Raw genomic sequence first — 15,776 nt, forward strand, 5'->3', positions numbered from 1 at the left:
CGGCACGGGGAGGAATGATGGGCAACTTCCAGCTGCGCCAGGTGCCCCTGCTGTCGCGGGTCGGGGCGGATCGAGCCGATCAGTTGCGCACTGACACGGACGCGGCCGTCGCCGGCTGGTCATCGGCAGCGCTGCTGCGCGTCGATCCCCGTAACCAGGTATTGGTCGCCGGCGGCAAGGTGGTGCTGCACGAGGCCGGCGAACTGGGCGAAACACCGCCCCCGGATGCGGTGTTCCTGGGCCGTGTCGAGGACGGTCGGCACGTCTGGGCGGTCCGCGGCGCGCTGCAGGCCCCGAGCAGCGCCGACGTCTCGGTGGTGGACATCCGTGCCACCGGCGACGTCTTCGACGACGTCAGCGCCCAGTTGGTGTCGTCGGCCATCGCGCTGCTGAATTGGCATGACAACGCCAGGTTTTCGGCCGTCGACGGTACACCGACCAAGCCGGTGCGCGGCGGCTGGGCGCGCGCCAACCCGGCCACCGGTGTGGAGGAGTTCCCGCGCATCGACCCGGCAGTGATCTGCCTGGTGCACGACGGCGGCGACCGGGTGGTGCTGGCCCGTCAGCACAACTGGCCGGTCCGGATGTTCTCGCTGCTGGCCGGGTTCGTCGAAGCCGGCGAGTCGTTCGAGACCTGTGTGATCCGCGAGGTCCACGAAGAGGTGGGGCTGGCCGTGCGTGACGTGACCTATCTCGGCAGTCAGCCGTGGCCGTTCCCGCGCTCGCTGATGGTCGGCTTCCACGCCGTCGCCGACCCGGGGCAGACATTCGTGTTCAGCGACGGTGAGATCACCGAGGCGAACTGGTTCACCCGCGAGGAAGTGCGGGCTGCGCTGTCCGCCGGGGCGTGGAACCGCGGCGACCCGGATGCCAAACTGCTGCTGCCCGGCTCGATCTCGATCGCCCGGACGATCATCGAGTCCTGGGCCGAATCGAGCTGACGGCGCTACCCGCCGAGCCGCTCCAGCTTCGCCTTGACCTCACGCCCGGTGGGGTTCGTCAGCGTCGAGCCGTCGGCGAAACGCAGCGTCGGCACCGTGCGGTTGCCGCCGTTGGCTGAGCTGACGAACTCAGCAGCGGTGGGGTCCAGCTCGATGTCGATCTCTTCGTAGTCGATCTCGAGCTTCTTCAACGACGCTTTGAGCTGCCGACAGTAGCCGCACCACTGGGTCGTGTACATGACGAGCTGGTTCATAACTCCCCAAACCTAGTAGGTCGCCCGATGATTCCCGAATCGGCGTCTGGGCCCGTCGGGGGTGCCTGCCAAGATGGACGCCATGGATGCGCTCATCGCCGGGCTGGACGAGGAGCAGCGTGCTGCGGTACTGGCGCCGCGCGGCCCGGTGTGCGTGCTCGCCGGCGCAGGGACCGGCAAGACCCGCACCATCACCCACCGGATCGCCCAGCTGGTGGCGGCCGGTCATGTTGCGCCCGGGCAGGTGCTGGCGGTGACGTTCACCCAGCGTGCGGCCGGGGAGATGCGCTCGCGGCTACGCGCATTGGGTTCAGCGGCCGGCGCGGGTGCTGCCGCCGGAGTAGGCGCGGTGCAGGCGCTGACGTTCCACGCCGCCGCGCGCCGGCAGCTGCGCTACTTCTGGCCGCGGGTGGTCGGCGACACCGCCTGGGAACTGCTGGACCGCAAGTTCGGGGTGGTCGCGCGGGCCGCCGGCCATGCCGGGCTGCGGCTGAGCAACGATGACGTGCGCGACGTGTCCGGGGAGATCGAGTGGGCCAAGGCGTCCCTGATCGGGCCGGAGCAGTACCCGGAGGCGGCGGCAGCTGCCGGGCGCGACACCCCGATCGAGGCCGCCAAGCTCGCCGATGTCTACGCCGGCTACGAGGCGCTGAAGGCCCGCGGCGAAGTGGCGATGCTCGACTTCGACGATCTGCTGTTGCACACCGCCGCCGCGATCGAGAACGACGCGGCGGTGGCCGCCGAGTTCCGGGACCGCTACCGCTGCTTCGTGGTCGACGAATACCAGGACGTCACCCCGCTGCAGCAGCGGGTGCTGACGGCCTGGCTGGGCCAGCGCGACGATTTGACCGTGGTCGGCGACGCCAACCAGACCATCTACTCGTTCACCGGCGCCTCGCCGCGCTATCTGCTGGACTTCACCCGCCGGTTCCCCGACGCCGCCCTGGTGCGCCTGGAGCGGGACTACCGGTCCACGCCCGAGGTGGTGTCGTTGGCCAACCGGGTGATCGCCGCCGCACGTGGGCGGGTGGCCGGCAGCAAGCTGAAGCTGATCGGCCAGCGCGAGTCCGGCCCGACGCCGATCTTCCGCGAGCATCCCGACGAGGTCGCCGAGGCCGCGGCAGTCGCCAAGTCCATCGCCCGGCTGATCCGCGACGGCACCTCACCGGCCGAGATCGCCGTGCTGTACCGGATCAACGCACAGTCGGAGGTCTACGAGGAGGCGCTCACCGAGGCCGGCATCGCCTATCAGGTGCGCGGCGGTGAGGGGTTCTTCACCCGCCAGGAGATCCGTCAGGCGCTGGTCGCCTTGCAGCGGGCCTCCGAACGCGGCGTCGACGGGCCGCTGTCGCAAACCGTGCGGGCCGTTCTGGAACCGCTCGGTCTGACCGCCGAACCGCCGAGCGGGGCCAAGGCCCGGGAGCGCTGGGAGGCGCTCGGCGCGCTGGCCGAACTGGCCGACGACGAGGTGGCCCAACGCCCCGATCTCGACCTGCCCGCGCTGCTGACCGAACTGCGGATGCGCGCCGACTCCCGGCATCCGCCGACCGTGCAGGGTGTGACGCTGGCATCCCTGCACGCCGCCAAAGGCCTGGAGTGGGACGCGGTGTTTCTGGTGGGCCTTGCCGATGGCACCCTGCCCATCTCGCACGCCCTGGCGCACGGCGCGGACAGCGAGGCCGTCGAAGAGGAGCGCCGGCTGCTCTATGTCGGCGTCACCCGGGCCCGGATCCACCTCACGCTGAGCTGGGCGCTGGCCCGCGCGCCGGGCGGGCGGGCCGGCCGCAAGCCGTCGCGGTTCCTCAGCGGTATCGCCCCGCAGGCCGACGCCGCCACCACCCCCACCAAGCGCCGGGCCCGCGGCGCCCCGAAGCATTGCCGCATCTGCAACAAGGCACTGGCCACCCCGGCGGCCATCATGCTCAGCCGCTGCGAGACCTGCGCCGCCGATGTCGACACCGAGTTGCTGGTGGCGCTCAAAGACTGGCGTCTGCGCACTGCCACCGAACTGAAAGTGCCCGCCTACATCGTCTTTTCCGACAACACCTTGACCGCGATCGCCGAGATGCTGCCCGGCGACGAGGCCGCCCTGGTGGCCATCCCGGGCATCGGAGCGCGCAAGTTGGAACAGTTCGGCTCCGATGTGCTGGAGCTGGTCCGCAACCGGGGTTGAAACCGGGGTCCGGCCACTGCCGGTCGTAATTCGGTTGTGGGTCGGTGGGTCGAGCGGCTAGCCTCGGACCCCATGACCACGATCAGCGTCCTGTGGGTAGCCGGCGCGCGCCATGCCGCCGCTGCCGAGGCGGCGGTGCGCCATGCCGCCGCCGTAGACGCGTCCGTGCATCGGGGTTCGCCCTAACAGCAGCCCCCGCCCCCGATGGCCACGGACCCAACCAGGATCCGTGGCCATTATTTTTTGCTCGGCAGCCCGTCGACCGGCCCGGATCCGACCCTCACGAACCGACCGGAAAGCAGGTACACACCATGTCGAGAACCCTGAAGTTGCCGTGTCACAGCGATCCCGACCTGTGGTTCGCCGACGACCCGGCCGATCTGGAGCGGGCCAAGGCACGGTGTGCTCAGTGCCCGATCCGCCAGCAGTGCCTGGCGGCGGCGTTGCAGCGCGCCGAGCCGTGGGGTGTGTGGGGCGGCGAGATCCTCGACCGGGGCAACGTCATTGGCCGTAAGCGGCCGCGGGGCCGTCCGCGTAGGGAGCCGGTGGCCGCGTGAGCGGCCGCAGCATCAGGCCGACGGGCCGACCGCGACGTCTTCGGGATCGGCGAAGCCCGGCACCAATTCCTCGGAGAGACGCTTGATCGGGACGTGGGCGTCGAGCTGACACATGATCGCCGTGGTGGACCCGAGGACTCGCATCGGCATCGCGAGCTTGGGCGGCAGGTCTAGCTGGCGGGCGGTCTTGAGCTGCTCGACCGGGCGTTCCAGCTGCTTGCCGGCCATCCGCATCAGCCACTTGCGGGTGTAGTGGAAAACCTCGACTTGCACCGGCTCGACATGCTGGCGCAGCATCTCGTCGATCTCGCGCACCGAGACGGTCTGGCCCTTCTGGATGAAGCCGCCCCGGCGCATGGTCTCGATGACCTTGTCGTAGTCCTTGTCCCGGGCGTAGCGCACGGAGGCACCCAGTTCCGGCGGGAACCCGCCGGGCATCGGCGCCACTGCACCGAAGTCGATCACGCCCATCCGGCCGTCCGGCATCAGCATGAAGTTGCCCGGGTGGGCGTCGCCATGGATCAGTTCCAGCCGGCGCGCCGCGTCCCAGGTGAATTCGGCCAGACGGGTGCCCATCAGGTCACGCTGTTCGACGGTGCCGTTGCGGATGATCTCGGCCATTCCGACGCCGTCGATCCACTCCTGGATGACCGTCTTGGGGGCGCTTGCCACCACGTTCGGAATCAGGAAGTGCGGGTGCCCGGCGTAGGCCTTGGCGAAGATGCGCTGGTTGTCGGCCTCGAGCCGGTAGTCGAGCTCCATCTCGGTGCGCTCGATGAGCTCGTCGACGACGCCCTTTACGTCGACACCGGGTGCCAGCTGCTTGAAGATGCCGGTCAACCGCCGGATGGTCTTGAGATCGGCGCGCAGCGCTTCATCGGCGCCGGGGTATTGGATCTTGACCGCGACGGGACGGCCGTCGGCCCACACCGCCTTATGCACCTGCCCGATGCTGGCCGAGGCGATGGGGGTGTCGTCGAACTCGGTGAAGCGCTCCCGCCATTTGGTGCCCAGTTGTGCGTCAAGCACCCGGTGCACCTTGTCGGCAGGCAGCGGCGGGGCGTCCTTCTGCAGCTTGGTCAGCGCCTCCCGGTAGGGCTCGCCGAACTGCTCGGGGATGGCCGCTTCCATCACCGACAGGGCTTGGCCCACCTTCATGGCGCCGCCTTTGAGTTCACCGAGCACGGTGAACAACTGGTCGGCCGCCTTCTCCATGAGCTCGGCGGTGACCTCGTCCTTGGACTTGCCGGTCAGCCGCTTCCCGAACCCGAGTGCTGCCCGGCCGGCGATGCCGACCGGCAGGCTGGCCAGCTTCGCATTGCGCGCTGCGCTTCCGCGTTTGATTTCTGACACGCGTCCATCATCCATGACGTTGTTGTGGTGCCGGTCACCGCGGTGACAATTCTCAGTGGCGATCGTGACGTCAGCAATCACATAACGGGTGGCGGACCCAGCGCCGGGTCAGCATCGATCCGGTGGCCAAATCCAGCTCCAGGGTGGAGTCGAGGGTCGGCGGAGCAGCCAGGTCCGGGCCGGTTGCGGCTCCGCGCACCGCTGCGATCACCCGTTCGACTTGGCTCAGTGCCAGCGCCGCGGTCGCCAGTACGGTTGCCCGGTCGGCGTGGGTGACGGTGTGGCGAAGCTGCGCGGCCACCGCAGGCCATGCCGAGTCCCGGTCTCGCCGGTGCAGGTCAGCGCAGCGCAGACAGCTGGTGACTCCCGGCAGGACCAGCGGGCCGACCATTCCGGTGCCATCGCGCACCCGCACCGGTAGGTGCGGCACCCGCGCGGCGTGCAGCTCACGTACCAGCCGTGGATCGGGAACCAGGAAGTCGGCCAGCACCACCAGATCGGTCCCGGCGGCACTGACTGCGGCGTGCGGATGACTGCTGTGCCGGACCACGGCGCTCGAGCAGCGCAGCGATTCGACCAACAGGTCCGACAGGGGACCGCGTCCGTGCACCCGCAGTGAGACGGTGCGGCACTGACGGCGCGGCCCGGCGCCGCGGACGGCGACACGTGCCGCCACCAGCTCGACCAGCAGGTCGTCCAGCTCGGCGGCGTCCACCGGGCCGTGTTGGGCGGCCTCATGGCGCAGCGCCGCGACCGTGGTCGGGATCTGCATCGTCCGTAAGACGGCGGCCAGTGCAGCGGTGCTCATCCCGCGGGGTGGCCGCACGAGTACGGCACGCCGCGGATCCCAGCCGACCTGGACAGCACCGTCGGGGCGCAGTAACACCGGCAGCGCCGGATCGAGGGTGTAGGTGGAGGTCTCGGAACCAACCCTGTTCACGCGGGTGACCCTGCCATGCCGGCCGGCGGCGATCCTCCCGTCATCCACAGGGGCGCGAAGCGATGCGCCGCGCGGCCTCCACGGCGGCGCGGCGTTGGCGTGCGATGACGGCGGGGTCGGTGAGGGTCTCGTACGGCTCGGGGGAGTGGGCCCAGGCCAGACCGATGCCGAACAGCAGGGCCAGCAGGTCGAGGGGTTCCCAGGAGCTGTCCACGTGTCCACCGGCCTGGGCGGTTTCGATGGCGGTGACCGCGTGCTCGAAGATCGGCTGTCCGTCGGCGTGGGGTTCGTCGAGGGTCAGCCCCTCCAGGCGGGCCCAGGTGATCATGCGCAGGTGTTGGGGGCTGTTTCTGCCCAAATCGTAGACATCGCCCGCGAATTCGGGCACCGCGTCGGGGCGAAGGGTGACCGACCGGTAGAAGGCCGCCACGTCGGTGGCCACCACTTCCCGAAACAGTGCCTCCTTGTCGCCGAAGTGGGCGTAGAGGCGTTCTTTGCTGGCCTGCGCCGCGCGGGCAATGCGATCGATGCGCGATCCGGCAAGACCATGGCGAGCGAACTCGGCGCGGGCAGCGTCGAGGATCTGGCCGCGCAGCTGGGAAGTGCTCCTTCGCACAGCAAGATCATAACCATACGAACTAGTTCGTTCTGTAATGTGAGGGCATGCACGTCCTCCAAGACACCCCCGCGATCCTGAACCAGCCGCCGCGAGTCGAGGCCATGCGGCGCGCTGTGGAGGCCGTCGCCGACGCGGTCACGCCCGTTGTCGAGGCGTACCGCCCCTACGTCGAAGGGCTCGACAACCTTCCCCGTGATGGTCGATTTCTCTTGGTGGGCAACCACACTCAGACCAGTGTGGAAGCGCTGCTGATTCCGTTCCACGTCCGGCGGGCGATCGGCCAACGCGTACGGCCGTTGACGGATCGGCAGTTCGGGCGCATGCGGGGTCCGGCCCGAGATCTGCTCGCCGCTGCGGGGGCCCTGGTGGGCGCCCCGGAACCGGTCCGCGAACTGATGCTCCGCAACGAGCCCATCCTGGTATTCCCCGGCGGTGGTCGCGAGATTCCCAAGTTCAAGGGGGAGGAGTACTCCCTGCGCTGGCAGGGCCGCACCGGATTCGCGCGCCTCGCAGTCGAACACGACTATCCGATCGTGCCGGTCGGACTGGTGGGGGGCGATGACGTCTACCGGAGTCTGAGCCCTCGCGGTGGCAGCTGGGAGCGCTTCAGTGTGGCGCTGTCGCGACGGCTTTCAGGTCCGCCGGAGATGGCCATGCCCCTGCAGCGCGGCATCGGCCCAACCCTCATCCCGCGACCGCAGCGGATGTACCTGCGCTTCGGCGCGCCCATCGACACCGCCAAACCCGCCCGCGTCGCGAACGAGGAATGGGTTGCCACCGTGCGGGACAGGGCGCAGCAGTCGCTCGAGCGGATCTTGGCTGACCTGCTCGACGTCCGCGCGAAGGACCCCTACCGCCACCTCAATCCCCTGGCGTGGCGGCAGGCCATCTCGCCACCCGACGCCGCCAGGGTGCGTTAGCCGTCGGTGTCGTCGGGCTTACCGGCCTCGCGCTGAAACTCCGCGATCGCCTGGTCGATGGCCGAGTCGAGGTCGCTGGAGCCGCCGATGATCCGGTCGATGAACGCCGCCGGCTCGTCAAGGTCGGCGGACTCGGGCAGCAGATCGGGATGTTGCCACACCTTGTCGCGGGCGTCAGACCCGACCGCCGTGGTCAACCGCTCCCAGAGCACCGCGGCCTCGCGTAACTTGCGCGGGCGCAGTTCCAGACCGACCAGCGTGGCGAACGTCTGCTCGGCCGGGCCACCGGTGGCGCGCCGCCGGCGCAGCGTCTCCGAGAGCGCGGCGGTGCCCGGGATCCGGTCGCCCAGCGCCGCATTGACCACGGTCTGTACCCAGCCCTCGATCAGAGCCAGCAGGGTCTCCAGCCGTTCCAGTGCGATGAGTTGCTCGGGGGTCGACTTGGGCTCGAACACGCCCTGGTTGAGCAGTTCATTCATGGCCGAGGGATCGGTCAGCGCCGCCGGATCGAACCCCTGGGCCAGTTCCTCGATACCCCGGATGTCGATCTTCATGCCCCGGGCGTACGCCTCCACCGCGCTGAGCAACTGGTTGGACAGCCACGGCACGTGGGTGAACAGCCGGTGGTGGGCGGCCTCACGGGCGGCCAGGAAGGTGACGATCTCACTGCGCGGCTGATCCAATCCGCCGGCCAATTCCTCGATCGCGCCGGGCAGCAGCGCGGCCACTCCGCTGGGCCCCAGCGGCAGGCCGATGTCGGTCGAGGTCAGCACCTCTCCGGACAACCGTCCCAGCGCCTGGCCCAATTGAGAACCGAACGCCAACCCACCCATCTGCGACATCACCGACAACAACGGGCCGGCCATACTCTTGGCCTCTTCCGGAAGCGCTGACGCCCACACCGACGAAACCTGTTCGGCCATCGGGTCACACAGGCGCTGCCAGGTGGTCATGGTGTGCTCGACCCAGTCCACCGGCGTCCAGGCGACCCCACTGGTGGTGCCGGCCGGCAACGAAGTCGCCCCGTCAAGCCAGGTTTCAGCCAGGTGCACGGCATCGCCGATGGCGGTCGCGGTCGACGCGGTGACGGGCGCGACCGAACCGATCGACTTGATCGCGACCTGTCGGGCCAGGTCGTAGTTCACCGGCCCGGCCGGTCGGCCGTCGGCGCTGACCCGGCCGGCACCGCTGAACATCTGCCCGAGCTGGGTAAAAACCTGGCCCAGATCGGCCATGTTGAAACCAGCACCCATCCCGAACGGGTCGGAGGGCCCGGAGCCTCGCTCGCGGTCGGGGTCGTCCCCGGAAGAAAAACCGAAGGGCAGATCAGCCATAGACACAACCGTACCCACCGGCAACGTCCGGCGGTACGACACACGGCCGCCAGTGGTCGGGCCGTTACCGCCTGGGCAGTGGGCGTTTACCATACCCGGGGTGAACAGGCGGATTCTGACGCTGTTGGCGGCTGTGCTGCCGGTGGTCGCGTTCGGCGTGCTGCTGACGGCGGTGACGGTGCCCTTCGTGTCGTTGGGGCCGGGTCCCACGTTCGACACCCTCGGCATGATCGACGGCAAGCAGGTGGTCGATATCGAGGGGACCACCACGCACCCGACGACCGGCCACCTCAACATGACCACGGTCTCCCAGCGCGACGGTCTGACGCTGGGGGAGGCGCTGGCGCTGTGGTTGTCCGGACGCGAGCAGCTCATGCCGCGTGACCTGGTCTATCCGCCCGGCAAGTCCCGCCAGGAAGTCGACGAGAGCAACGACGCCGACTTCCGCGCGTCCGAGCAGAGTGCCGAGTACGCCGCGCTGGGCTACCTGCGCTACCCGTCGGCGGTCACCCTCGCCGACGTCCAGGACCCGGGGCCGTCAGCCGGCGCGCTGCAGCGCGGCGACGCTGTGGACGCCGTCAACGGCGAACCGGTGTACACCGTGCAGCAGTTCACCGCGCGACTGGCCGACACCAAGGCCGGCGAGACGGTTGCCATCGACTACCGGCGCAAGAACGCCGCACCCGGTACGGCGCGGATTACGCTCGGAGAGAACAAGGACCGCCCCAACGGATTCCTGGGGGTGTCCGTCCTCGATGCCCCGTGGGCGCCGTTCACCATCGACTTCAACCTGGCCAACATCGGCGGCCCGTCGGCGGGGCTGATGTTCTCGCTGGCCGTCGTCGACAAGCTCACCACCGGCACCCTGGCCGGACCGAACTTCGTGGCCGGTACCGGGGTCATCAAGGCCAACGGCCAGGTCGACGCGATCGGCGGGATCACGCACAAGATGATGGCGGCCCGCGAGGCCGGCGCGACGGTGTTTCTGGTCCCGGCCGACAACTGCTACGAGGCCAGAAACGACGACAAGGGTCTGCAACTGGTCAAAGTCGACAGCCTCGCCCAGGCGGTGGGTGCGCTGCGAACCATCACCGACGGAGGTCAGCCGCCGTCTTGCTGAGTGTTCGTTGGCTACAGTGGGGCCGTCAGGGACAACTGAGCTAGGGAGCGTGGCACGTGGGGATGCGGCCCACTGCGAGGATGCCGAAATTGACCGCGCGCAGCCGGATCATGGTCGGCAGCGCCTTCGTCGTGATCGCGCTGCTGCTGTTGGGGCCGCGGCTGATCGACGGCTATGTCGACTGGTTGTGGTTCGGCGAGCTGGGCTACCGCTCGGTGTTCGTCACGACGTTGCTGACCCGCCTGATCACGTTCGTGGTGGTGACACTGCTGGTCGGCGGGATGGTGTTCGCCGCGATGGCCACCGCCTTCCGGGTCCGGCCGGTCTTCGTCCCCAGTAACGGTGTCAACGACCCGGTGGCCCGTTATCGCACCACGGTGCTGTCGCGGCTGCGGCTGTTCGGGTTCGGAATTCCGGTCGGCATCGGTGTGCTGGCCGGCATCGTCGCGCAGAGCTACTGGGTCCGCATCCAGCTGTTCCTGCGCGGCGGTGACTTCGGGATCACCGATCCGCAGTTCGGCAAGGACCTCGGTTTCTATGCCTTCGACCTGCCGTTCTACCGGCTGGTGGTCGGGCTGTTGCTGGCCACGTTGCTGCTGGCCACCATCGCGAACATCACGACGCACTACGTCTTCGGTGGCATCCGGTTGTCCGGCCGGGCCGGCGCGCTGAGTCGTCCGGCCCGCATCCAGGTGGTCAGTCTGATCGGCACCCTGGTGCTGCTCAAGGCCGGCGCCTACTGGCTGGACCGCTACGAGTTGCTCAGCCACACCCGCACCGGCAAGCCGTTCACCGGAGCCGGTTACACCGACATCAATGCGGTGCTGCCGGCCAAGATGATCCTGCTGGCGATCGCGCTGATCTGCGCGGTCGCAGTGTTCTCGGCGATCGTGCTGCGCGACTTGCAGATTCCAGCGATCGGGCTGGTGCTATTGCTGCTGTCATCGGTCGTGGTCGGCGCGGGCTGGCCACTGATCGTCGAACAGTTCAGCGTCAAGCCGAACGCGGCGCAGAAGGAGAGCGAGTACATCTCCCGCTCGATCACGGCGACCCGGCAGGCCTACGGTCTGACCGAGGATGTGGTCACCTACCGCGACTACCGCGGTGACGCACGCGCCACGGCCGCGCAGGTGGGCGCCGATGCGGCCACCACCTCCAACATCCGGCTGCTGGACCCCACCATCGTCAGCCCCGCGTTCACCCAGTTTCAGCAGGGCAAGAACTTCTATTTCTTCCCCGACCAGCTCACCATCGATCGCTATCGCGACGACGAGGGCCAGCTGCGTGACTATGTGGTCGCCGCCCGCGAGCTGAACCCGGATCGACTGATCGACAATCAGCGCGACTGGATCAACCGGCACACCGTGTTCACCCACGGCAATGGGCTCATCGCCTCGCCGGCCAACACCGTGCGCGGTATCGCCAACGACCCCAACCAGAACGGCGGATACCCGGAGTTCTTGGTCAACGTCGTCGGAGCCAACGGTGGCGTCGTCTCCGACGGACCGGCCCGCCTCGACCAGCCGCGCGTCTACTACGGGCCGGTGATCGCCGACACCGCCGCCGACTACGCGATCGTCGGCCGCAACGGCGCCGACCGTGAGTACGACTACGAAACCAACACCGAGACCAAGAACTACACCTACACCGGTGCCGGCGGGGTAGGCGTCGGAAACTGGTTGGCCCGCAGCGTGTTCGCCGCGAAGTTCGCTGAGCGCAACTTCTTGTTCTCCAACGTGATCGGCGCGGACAGCAAGATCCTGTTCAACCGCGACCCGGCCAGCCGGGTGCAGGCGGTGGCGCCCTGGCTGACCACCGACTCCACGGTGTATCCGGCGATCGTGAACAAGCGCCTGGTGTGGATCATCGACGGCTACACCACGCTGGACAACTACCCCTACTCGGAGCTGACGTCGCTGTCGTCGGCCACCGCGGATTCCAAAGAGGTGGAGTTCAACCGGCTGCTGCCGGACCGGCGGGTGTCCTACATCCGTAACTCGGTCAAGGCAACGGTCGACGCCTACGACGGCACGGTGAGCCTGTACGCCCAGGACGAGCAAGATCCGGTACTGCAGGCATGGATGAGGGTGTTCCCCGGCACGGTCAAACCGAAGGCCGAGATCTCACCCGAGCTCGCCGATCACCTGCGCTACCCCGAGGACCTGTTCAAGGTGCAGCGCATGCTGTTGGCCAAGTACCACGTCAACGACCCGGTGACGTTCTTCTCCACATCCGACTTCTGGGATGTGCCGCTGGACCCCAACCCGACCGCCAGCAGCTTCCAGCCGCCGTACTACATCGTCGCGAAAAACCTTGCCAAGGGCGACAATTCGGCGTCGTTCCAGCTGACCAGTGCGATGAACCGGTTCAAGCGCGACTATTTGGCCGCCTACATCAGCGCCAGCTCGGATCCAGACACCTACGGCAAGATCACCGTGCTGACCATTCCTGGCCAGGTCAACGGGCCCAAGCTGGCCAATAACGCGATCACCACCGATACCACGGTCAGCCAAGACCTCGGTGTGATCGGGCGCGACAATCAGAACCGCATCCGGTGGGGCAACCTGCTGACCCTGCCGGTGGCGCAGGGCGGACTGCTCTACGTCGAACCGGTCTATGCCTCACCCGGTTCCAGCGATGCCTCGTCGTCGTACCCACGGCTCATCCGGGTGGCGATGATGTACAACGACAAGATCGGCTATGGGCCGACAGTCTCCGATGCGCTGACCGGGCTGTTCGGGCCGGGTGCCAGTGCAGCGGCCACGGATATCGCACCCACCGACGGCGGCGCTGCCACGCAGGGGACGCCGCCATCGGCGACCCCGCCTGTTGCGGCGGTGCCGACGCCCCCGGCTGCCGAGGTCGCGTTGTCTCCGGCCAAAGCCGCGGCGCTGCGCGAGGTCGAATCGGCGCTCAACGCAGTGCGCGATACCCAGCACCGCGGTGACTTCGCCGCTTACGGTGCAGCGCTGCAACGCCTCGACGACGCGATGGCCAAGTTCAACAGCGCCAAGTAAGCGTGCGCGGCGCTCAGGCGCCGCGTGGTGTCAGCGACGCGTGGCGCCCAGCGGCATTGTCGGCTTGTATTGTGCCGCCGTGCTGAGTGCGGCGCGTGCCTTGGCGTTCCAGTGGTGTCTAGGGGTCAGTGCGGACAGCTGAGCCAATCGGACGAACTGTCGCAGTGACCATCGGTCGGCGGCGCTGACGGTGATCCCGGTGAGTTCCACGGCGCGGGGGTGCTGCAGGGCGCGGATGGCCGGGTGGGGGACGGTGCGCATCCACCAGTCGGTGGGGGCGAAAATCTGCTCGCGGAACGGCTCGAAGTGTTCGCCGGCCACCAGGTGCGAGCGGCAGTAATCTTCGAAGTATTCGACGAATTCTGGCCAGGTCGCGGGCATCGGCCGCGTCGATACGCCATATCGGCGATACCACGCGCAGCACTCCTGGTAGAGCTGCTCATGTTCGTCGGTGTCGAGCCGACGAATGAAGGTGTTCACCATGACGACGAGGGACTCGACATAAGCGCTGTGCTGAAAATGGAACGTGTCGGGATTCAGTGCGTGGTACTTGTGCCCGAGACTGTCGATGCCCTTGACATGCTCGTGGGAGAACCGCATCTGGGGCCGCATGTCCACGTCGGTGTAGGCGTAGTTGACGGCCTGGGTGAAGGTGCGTTTCTTGTGTAGCCAAATGCGTTTGCGCATGAGGGCGTGCTCGTTGATGCCGGCGGCAATGCCGGGATGCAACAGCAACAGACACACCGCCCTGGGGAGCACGAAAAGGTAGCGCCGGTCGGCCAGGAAGTGCCACAGCATGCTGTTGGGCCCCAGGCCGTCGTCGTTGTGGTCAGCCATGATCAGATCAGTGCCTTGTCTCGGCGGATGCGATAGCGAACGTCGGCCATCAGCACGGTGTAGTTGACGGTTCGGATGAATCGGGGAATGAAGCGGTTCACGAATGATACGAACAGGAACAGGTTTTCGAACTGGCGTTGCTCAGTCGGCGACCAGGGCACGCCGAGTAGCTCACGAAAGTGCGGAGGCAGAAAGCCGATTGTCAGGAACCGCAGCAGGGGCGCCAGGGGCACCCGCAAGATCGGGCTGATCATTTTCAGGTCGACCAGCCGCATGAGGTAGTCGCGGACGACGTCGTCCATCGCCAGGGTCTGGCAGGTGGTGTTCCAGTAGGTGTCGAATTCGGCGCGGGTGGACGGCCATTGGTCGGCGGTGACCTGCAAGGTGGTGCCGAGCGGCCAGGCGTGGCGATAAAAGCCCTCCGCCTGGGTCTGAGACATCTTGCCGCGCAGCAGCTGATAGGTGTCCTCGTAGAAGACGAACAGGCATGCGGCGACCCACAGTTGCAGATCCTGATCGAAGGCATTGTACTGCACCGGACTGTCTCCGGTCGAGCGCACCTGCCGGTGTGCGACGTTGACCGCGTCGCGGTAGGCGGTGCGTTCCTGATCGTTGCCCAATACGGCGACGGCCATGTACTGGGCGGTGGTGCGCAGCCGCTTCCAGGGATGCTCCATCAGCGCGCCGGATTCCACTCGGCTCTCCACGACGCCGTGGCCGACCCCGGGCATGCTCAACTGCATGACGACGTTGGCGGCTGCTGCGGCCGCAGACCAAAAATCCAGCGCCTCAGTCAGATCGACGGGACCATCGTCGAAGCGTGGGGTGTATTGGCCTATGTGGATCCGGGTTTCGCCCGCGTGCAGGGAAGGTGACTTGGGGGAGACGCCGAGCATTCTCATGGCCAGATCGATGATCCGTACCAAAAACATCATCCGAGCGGCCTCCGATGTTGCGGGCGGGGTTACGCCTTGCCGTCACTGCATACAGACGTTAGCGATCAGCAGCACCGGCCACGCCACGATCGATCCAAGAAGGGACACCACCAGGTCCAGGCCTTGCATGCCGTGCAGCGCAGCGGTGTGGGTCAGCGTCCAGATCGACCCGACGATCAGATACGGCGTACCGAGAAACAAGCCCAGGCCGATCAGCTCTCCGACGGTCATCCGGTAGCCCAGCAGGTGCCGACGTTGTCGAGAAATCCGGGCATCCGTTGCCCCTCCCGCTTTTTTGGTCCCGGAATGCAGCATGGCATAGCGCGGTTAGGCCGACAAGGACGACGTGAATCGGCGTCGGTCGGGTGACGGCGGCGACGCCAGACCAGGCGATTTGGCGGCGTGGGCACCCATTCGGTAGTGTCATATCTACCGACGCGGGGTGGAGCAGCTCGGTAGCTCGCTGGGCTCATAACCCAGAGGTCGCAGGTTCGAATCCTGTCCCCGCTACTATTGTGATGTCTCAGGACATCGGCGATAGCCGGACCTACGGATGTAGGTTCGGCTGTTGTTTATTTCTGGGGTTTTCGGGTTGGTCCTTTCGGGGGTTATTGGCCAGATTGTGTGTATGGCTGTCGGCGTGTTGCGGGGGTTAGGGGCGTGATCGTCCGGCCCAGCCGTGTTGGATGCCGTTGCCGTCGTCCCAGCTGAAGCTGGTGCCCATGACGGGGCCGATGGGTTCGTCATCGAGTTGAATCCCCCTGAATCCCCCCGGC

The 15,776-nt window shown here is 67.5% G+C and carries 14 protein-coding genes and 1 tRNA gene; 7 read left to right on the forward strand and 8 right to left on the reverse strand.

Annotated elements, in window-relative coordinates; genetic code table 11:
• Positions 1-14: 14 nt before the first annotated feature.
• Complete coding sequence (nudC, locus tag N416_RS0118965) at positions 15-941, forward strand: NAD(+) diphosphatase (protein ID WP_125078335.1); 927 nt, start codon at positions 15-17, stop codon at positions 939-941.
• 5 nt (positions 942-946) lie between these two features.
• On the opposite strand, the gene N416_RS0118970 is transcribed toward nudC, so the two are convergent.
• Positions 947-1,195: a mycoredoxin gene (locus tag N416_RS0118970; RefSeq protein ID WP_024443678.1), complete on the reverse strand. Its 249-nt coding sequence runs from the start codon at positions 1,193-1,195 to the stop codon at positions 947-949.
• A gap of 73 nt (positions 1,196-1,268) precedes the next feature.
• Between N416_RS0118970 and N416_RS0118975 the strand changes: the two genes are divergently transcribed.
• Positions 1,269-3,368, forward strand: coding sequence for an ATP-dependent DNA helicase UvrD2 (locus N416_RS0118975; RefSeq protein ID WP_024443679.1), 2,100 nt, complete (start codon positions 1,269-1,271; stop codon positions 3,366-3,368).
• Positions 3,369-3,679: 311 nt separating this feature from the next.
• Positions 3,680-3,925 (forward strand): WhiB family transcriptional regulator, encoded by a 246-nt coding sequence (locus N416_RS0118985; protein WP_024443680.1) that lies wholly within the window; start codon positions 3,680-3,682, stop codon positions 3,923-3,925.
• Between the two features lie 12 nt (positions 3,926-3,937).
• Here N416_RS0118985 and N416_RS0118990 read toward each other — a convergent pair whose 3' ends face one another.
• From N416_RS0118990 to N416_RS0119000, 3 genes are read right to left on the reverse strand one after another with little or no spacing between them, the layout of a single operon-like run.
• Entirely contained in the window at positions 3,938-5,293 is a 1,356-nt protein-coding gene (locus tag N416_RS0118990) for an AarF/ABC1/UbiB kinase family protein (protein WP_024443681.1), read from the reverse strand.
• 55 nt (positions 5,294-5,348) lie between these two features.
• On the reverse strand, positions 5,349-6,218 hold the full coding sequence (locus N416_RS0118995; protein WP_036458589.1) for a TOMM precursor leader peptide-binding protein: 870 nt from the start codon (positions 6,216-6,218) through the stop codon (positions 5,349-5,351).
• Positions 6,219-6,258: 40 nt separating this feature from the next.
• Complete coding sequence (locus N416_RS0119000; RefSeq protein ID WP_024443683.1) at positions 6,259-6,834, reverse strand: TetR/AcrR family transcriptional regulator; 576 nt, start codon at positions 6,832-6,834, stop codon at positions 6,259-6,261.
• 47 nt (positions 6,835-6,881) lie between these two features.
• On the opposite strand from N416_RS0119000, the gene N416_RS0119005 reads away from it, so the two are divergent.
• The gene (locus N416_RS0119005) at positions 6,882-7,757 is read left to right on the forward strand and encodes a 1-acyl-sn-glycerol-3-phosphate acyltransferase (RefSeq protein WP_024443684.1); all 876 of its coding nucleotides are present in this window, start codon (positions 6,882-6,884) and stop codon (positions 7,755-7,757) included.
• On the opposite strand, the gene N416_RS0119010 is transcribed toward N416_RS0119005, so the two are convergent.
• Positions 7,754-9,109 (reverse strand): zinc-dependent metalloprotease, encoded by a 1,356-nt coding sequence (locus N416_RS0119010; protein WP_369797619.1) that lies wholly within the window; start codon positions 9,107-9,109, stop codon positions 7,754-7,756. The genes N416_RS0119005 and N416_RS0119010 overlap by 4 nt on opposite strands.
• A gap of 82 nt (positions 9,110-9,191) precedes the next feature.
• Between N416_RS0119010 and N416_RS0119015 the strand changes: the two genes are divergently transcribed.
• On the forward strand, positions 9,192-10,211 hold the full coding sequence (locus N416_RS0119015) for a PDZ domain-containing protein (RefSeq protein ID WP_024443686.1): 1,020 nt from the start codon (positions 9,192-9,194) through the stop codon (positions 10,209-10,211).
• A 56-nt stretch (positions 10,212-10,267) separates the two neighbouring features.
• Positions 10,268-13,228 carry a UPF0182 family protein gene (locus tag N416_RS0119020; RefSeq protein ID WP_024443687.1) on the forward strand — a complete coding sequence of 987 codons (2,961 nt, stop codon included), beginning with the start codon at positions 10,268-10,270 and terminating at the stop codon, positions 13,226-13,228.
• Between the two features lie 30 nt (positions 13,229-13,258).
• On the opposite strand, the gene N416_RS0119025 is transcribed toward N416_RS0119020, so the two are convergent.
• From N416_RS0119025 to N416_RS0119035, 3 genes are all read right to left on the reverse strand, one after another.
• Positions 13,259-14,065 (reverse strand): oxygenase MpaB family protein, encoded by an 807-nt coding sequence (locus tag N416_RS0119025; RefSeq protein ID WP_024443688.1) that lies wholly within the window; start codon positions 14,063-14,065, stop codon positions 13,259-13,261.
• Positions 14,066-14,067: 2 nt separating this feature from the next.
• Positions 14,068-14,967: an oxygenase MpaB family protein gene (locus N416_RS0119030; RefSeq protein ID WP_192830888.1), complete on the reverse strand. Its 900-nt coding sequence runs from the start codon at positions 14,965-14,967 to the stop codon at positions 14,068-14,070.
• Between the two features lie 75 nt (positions 14,968-15,042).
• Entirely contained in the window at positions 15,043-15,231 is a 189-nt protein-coding gene (locus tag N416_RS0119035) for a hypothetical protein (protein WP_051190320.1), read from the reverse strand.
• 205 nt (positions 15,232-15,436) lie between these two features.
• Between N416_RS0119035 and N416_RS0119040 the strand changes: the two genes are divergently transcribed.
• Positions 15,437-15,510, forward strand: a tRNA-Met gene (locus tag N416_RS0119040).
• Positions 15,511-15,776 lie beyond the last annotated feature (266 nt).

It is taken from the genome of Mycobacterium sp. UM_WGJ (assembly GCF_000455125.1).
Taxonomy (GTDB): Bacteria; Actinomycetota; Actinomycetes; order Mycobacteriales; family Mycobacteriaceae; genus Mycobacterium.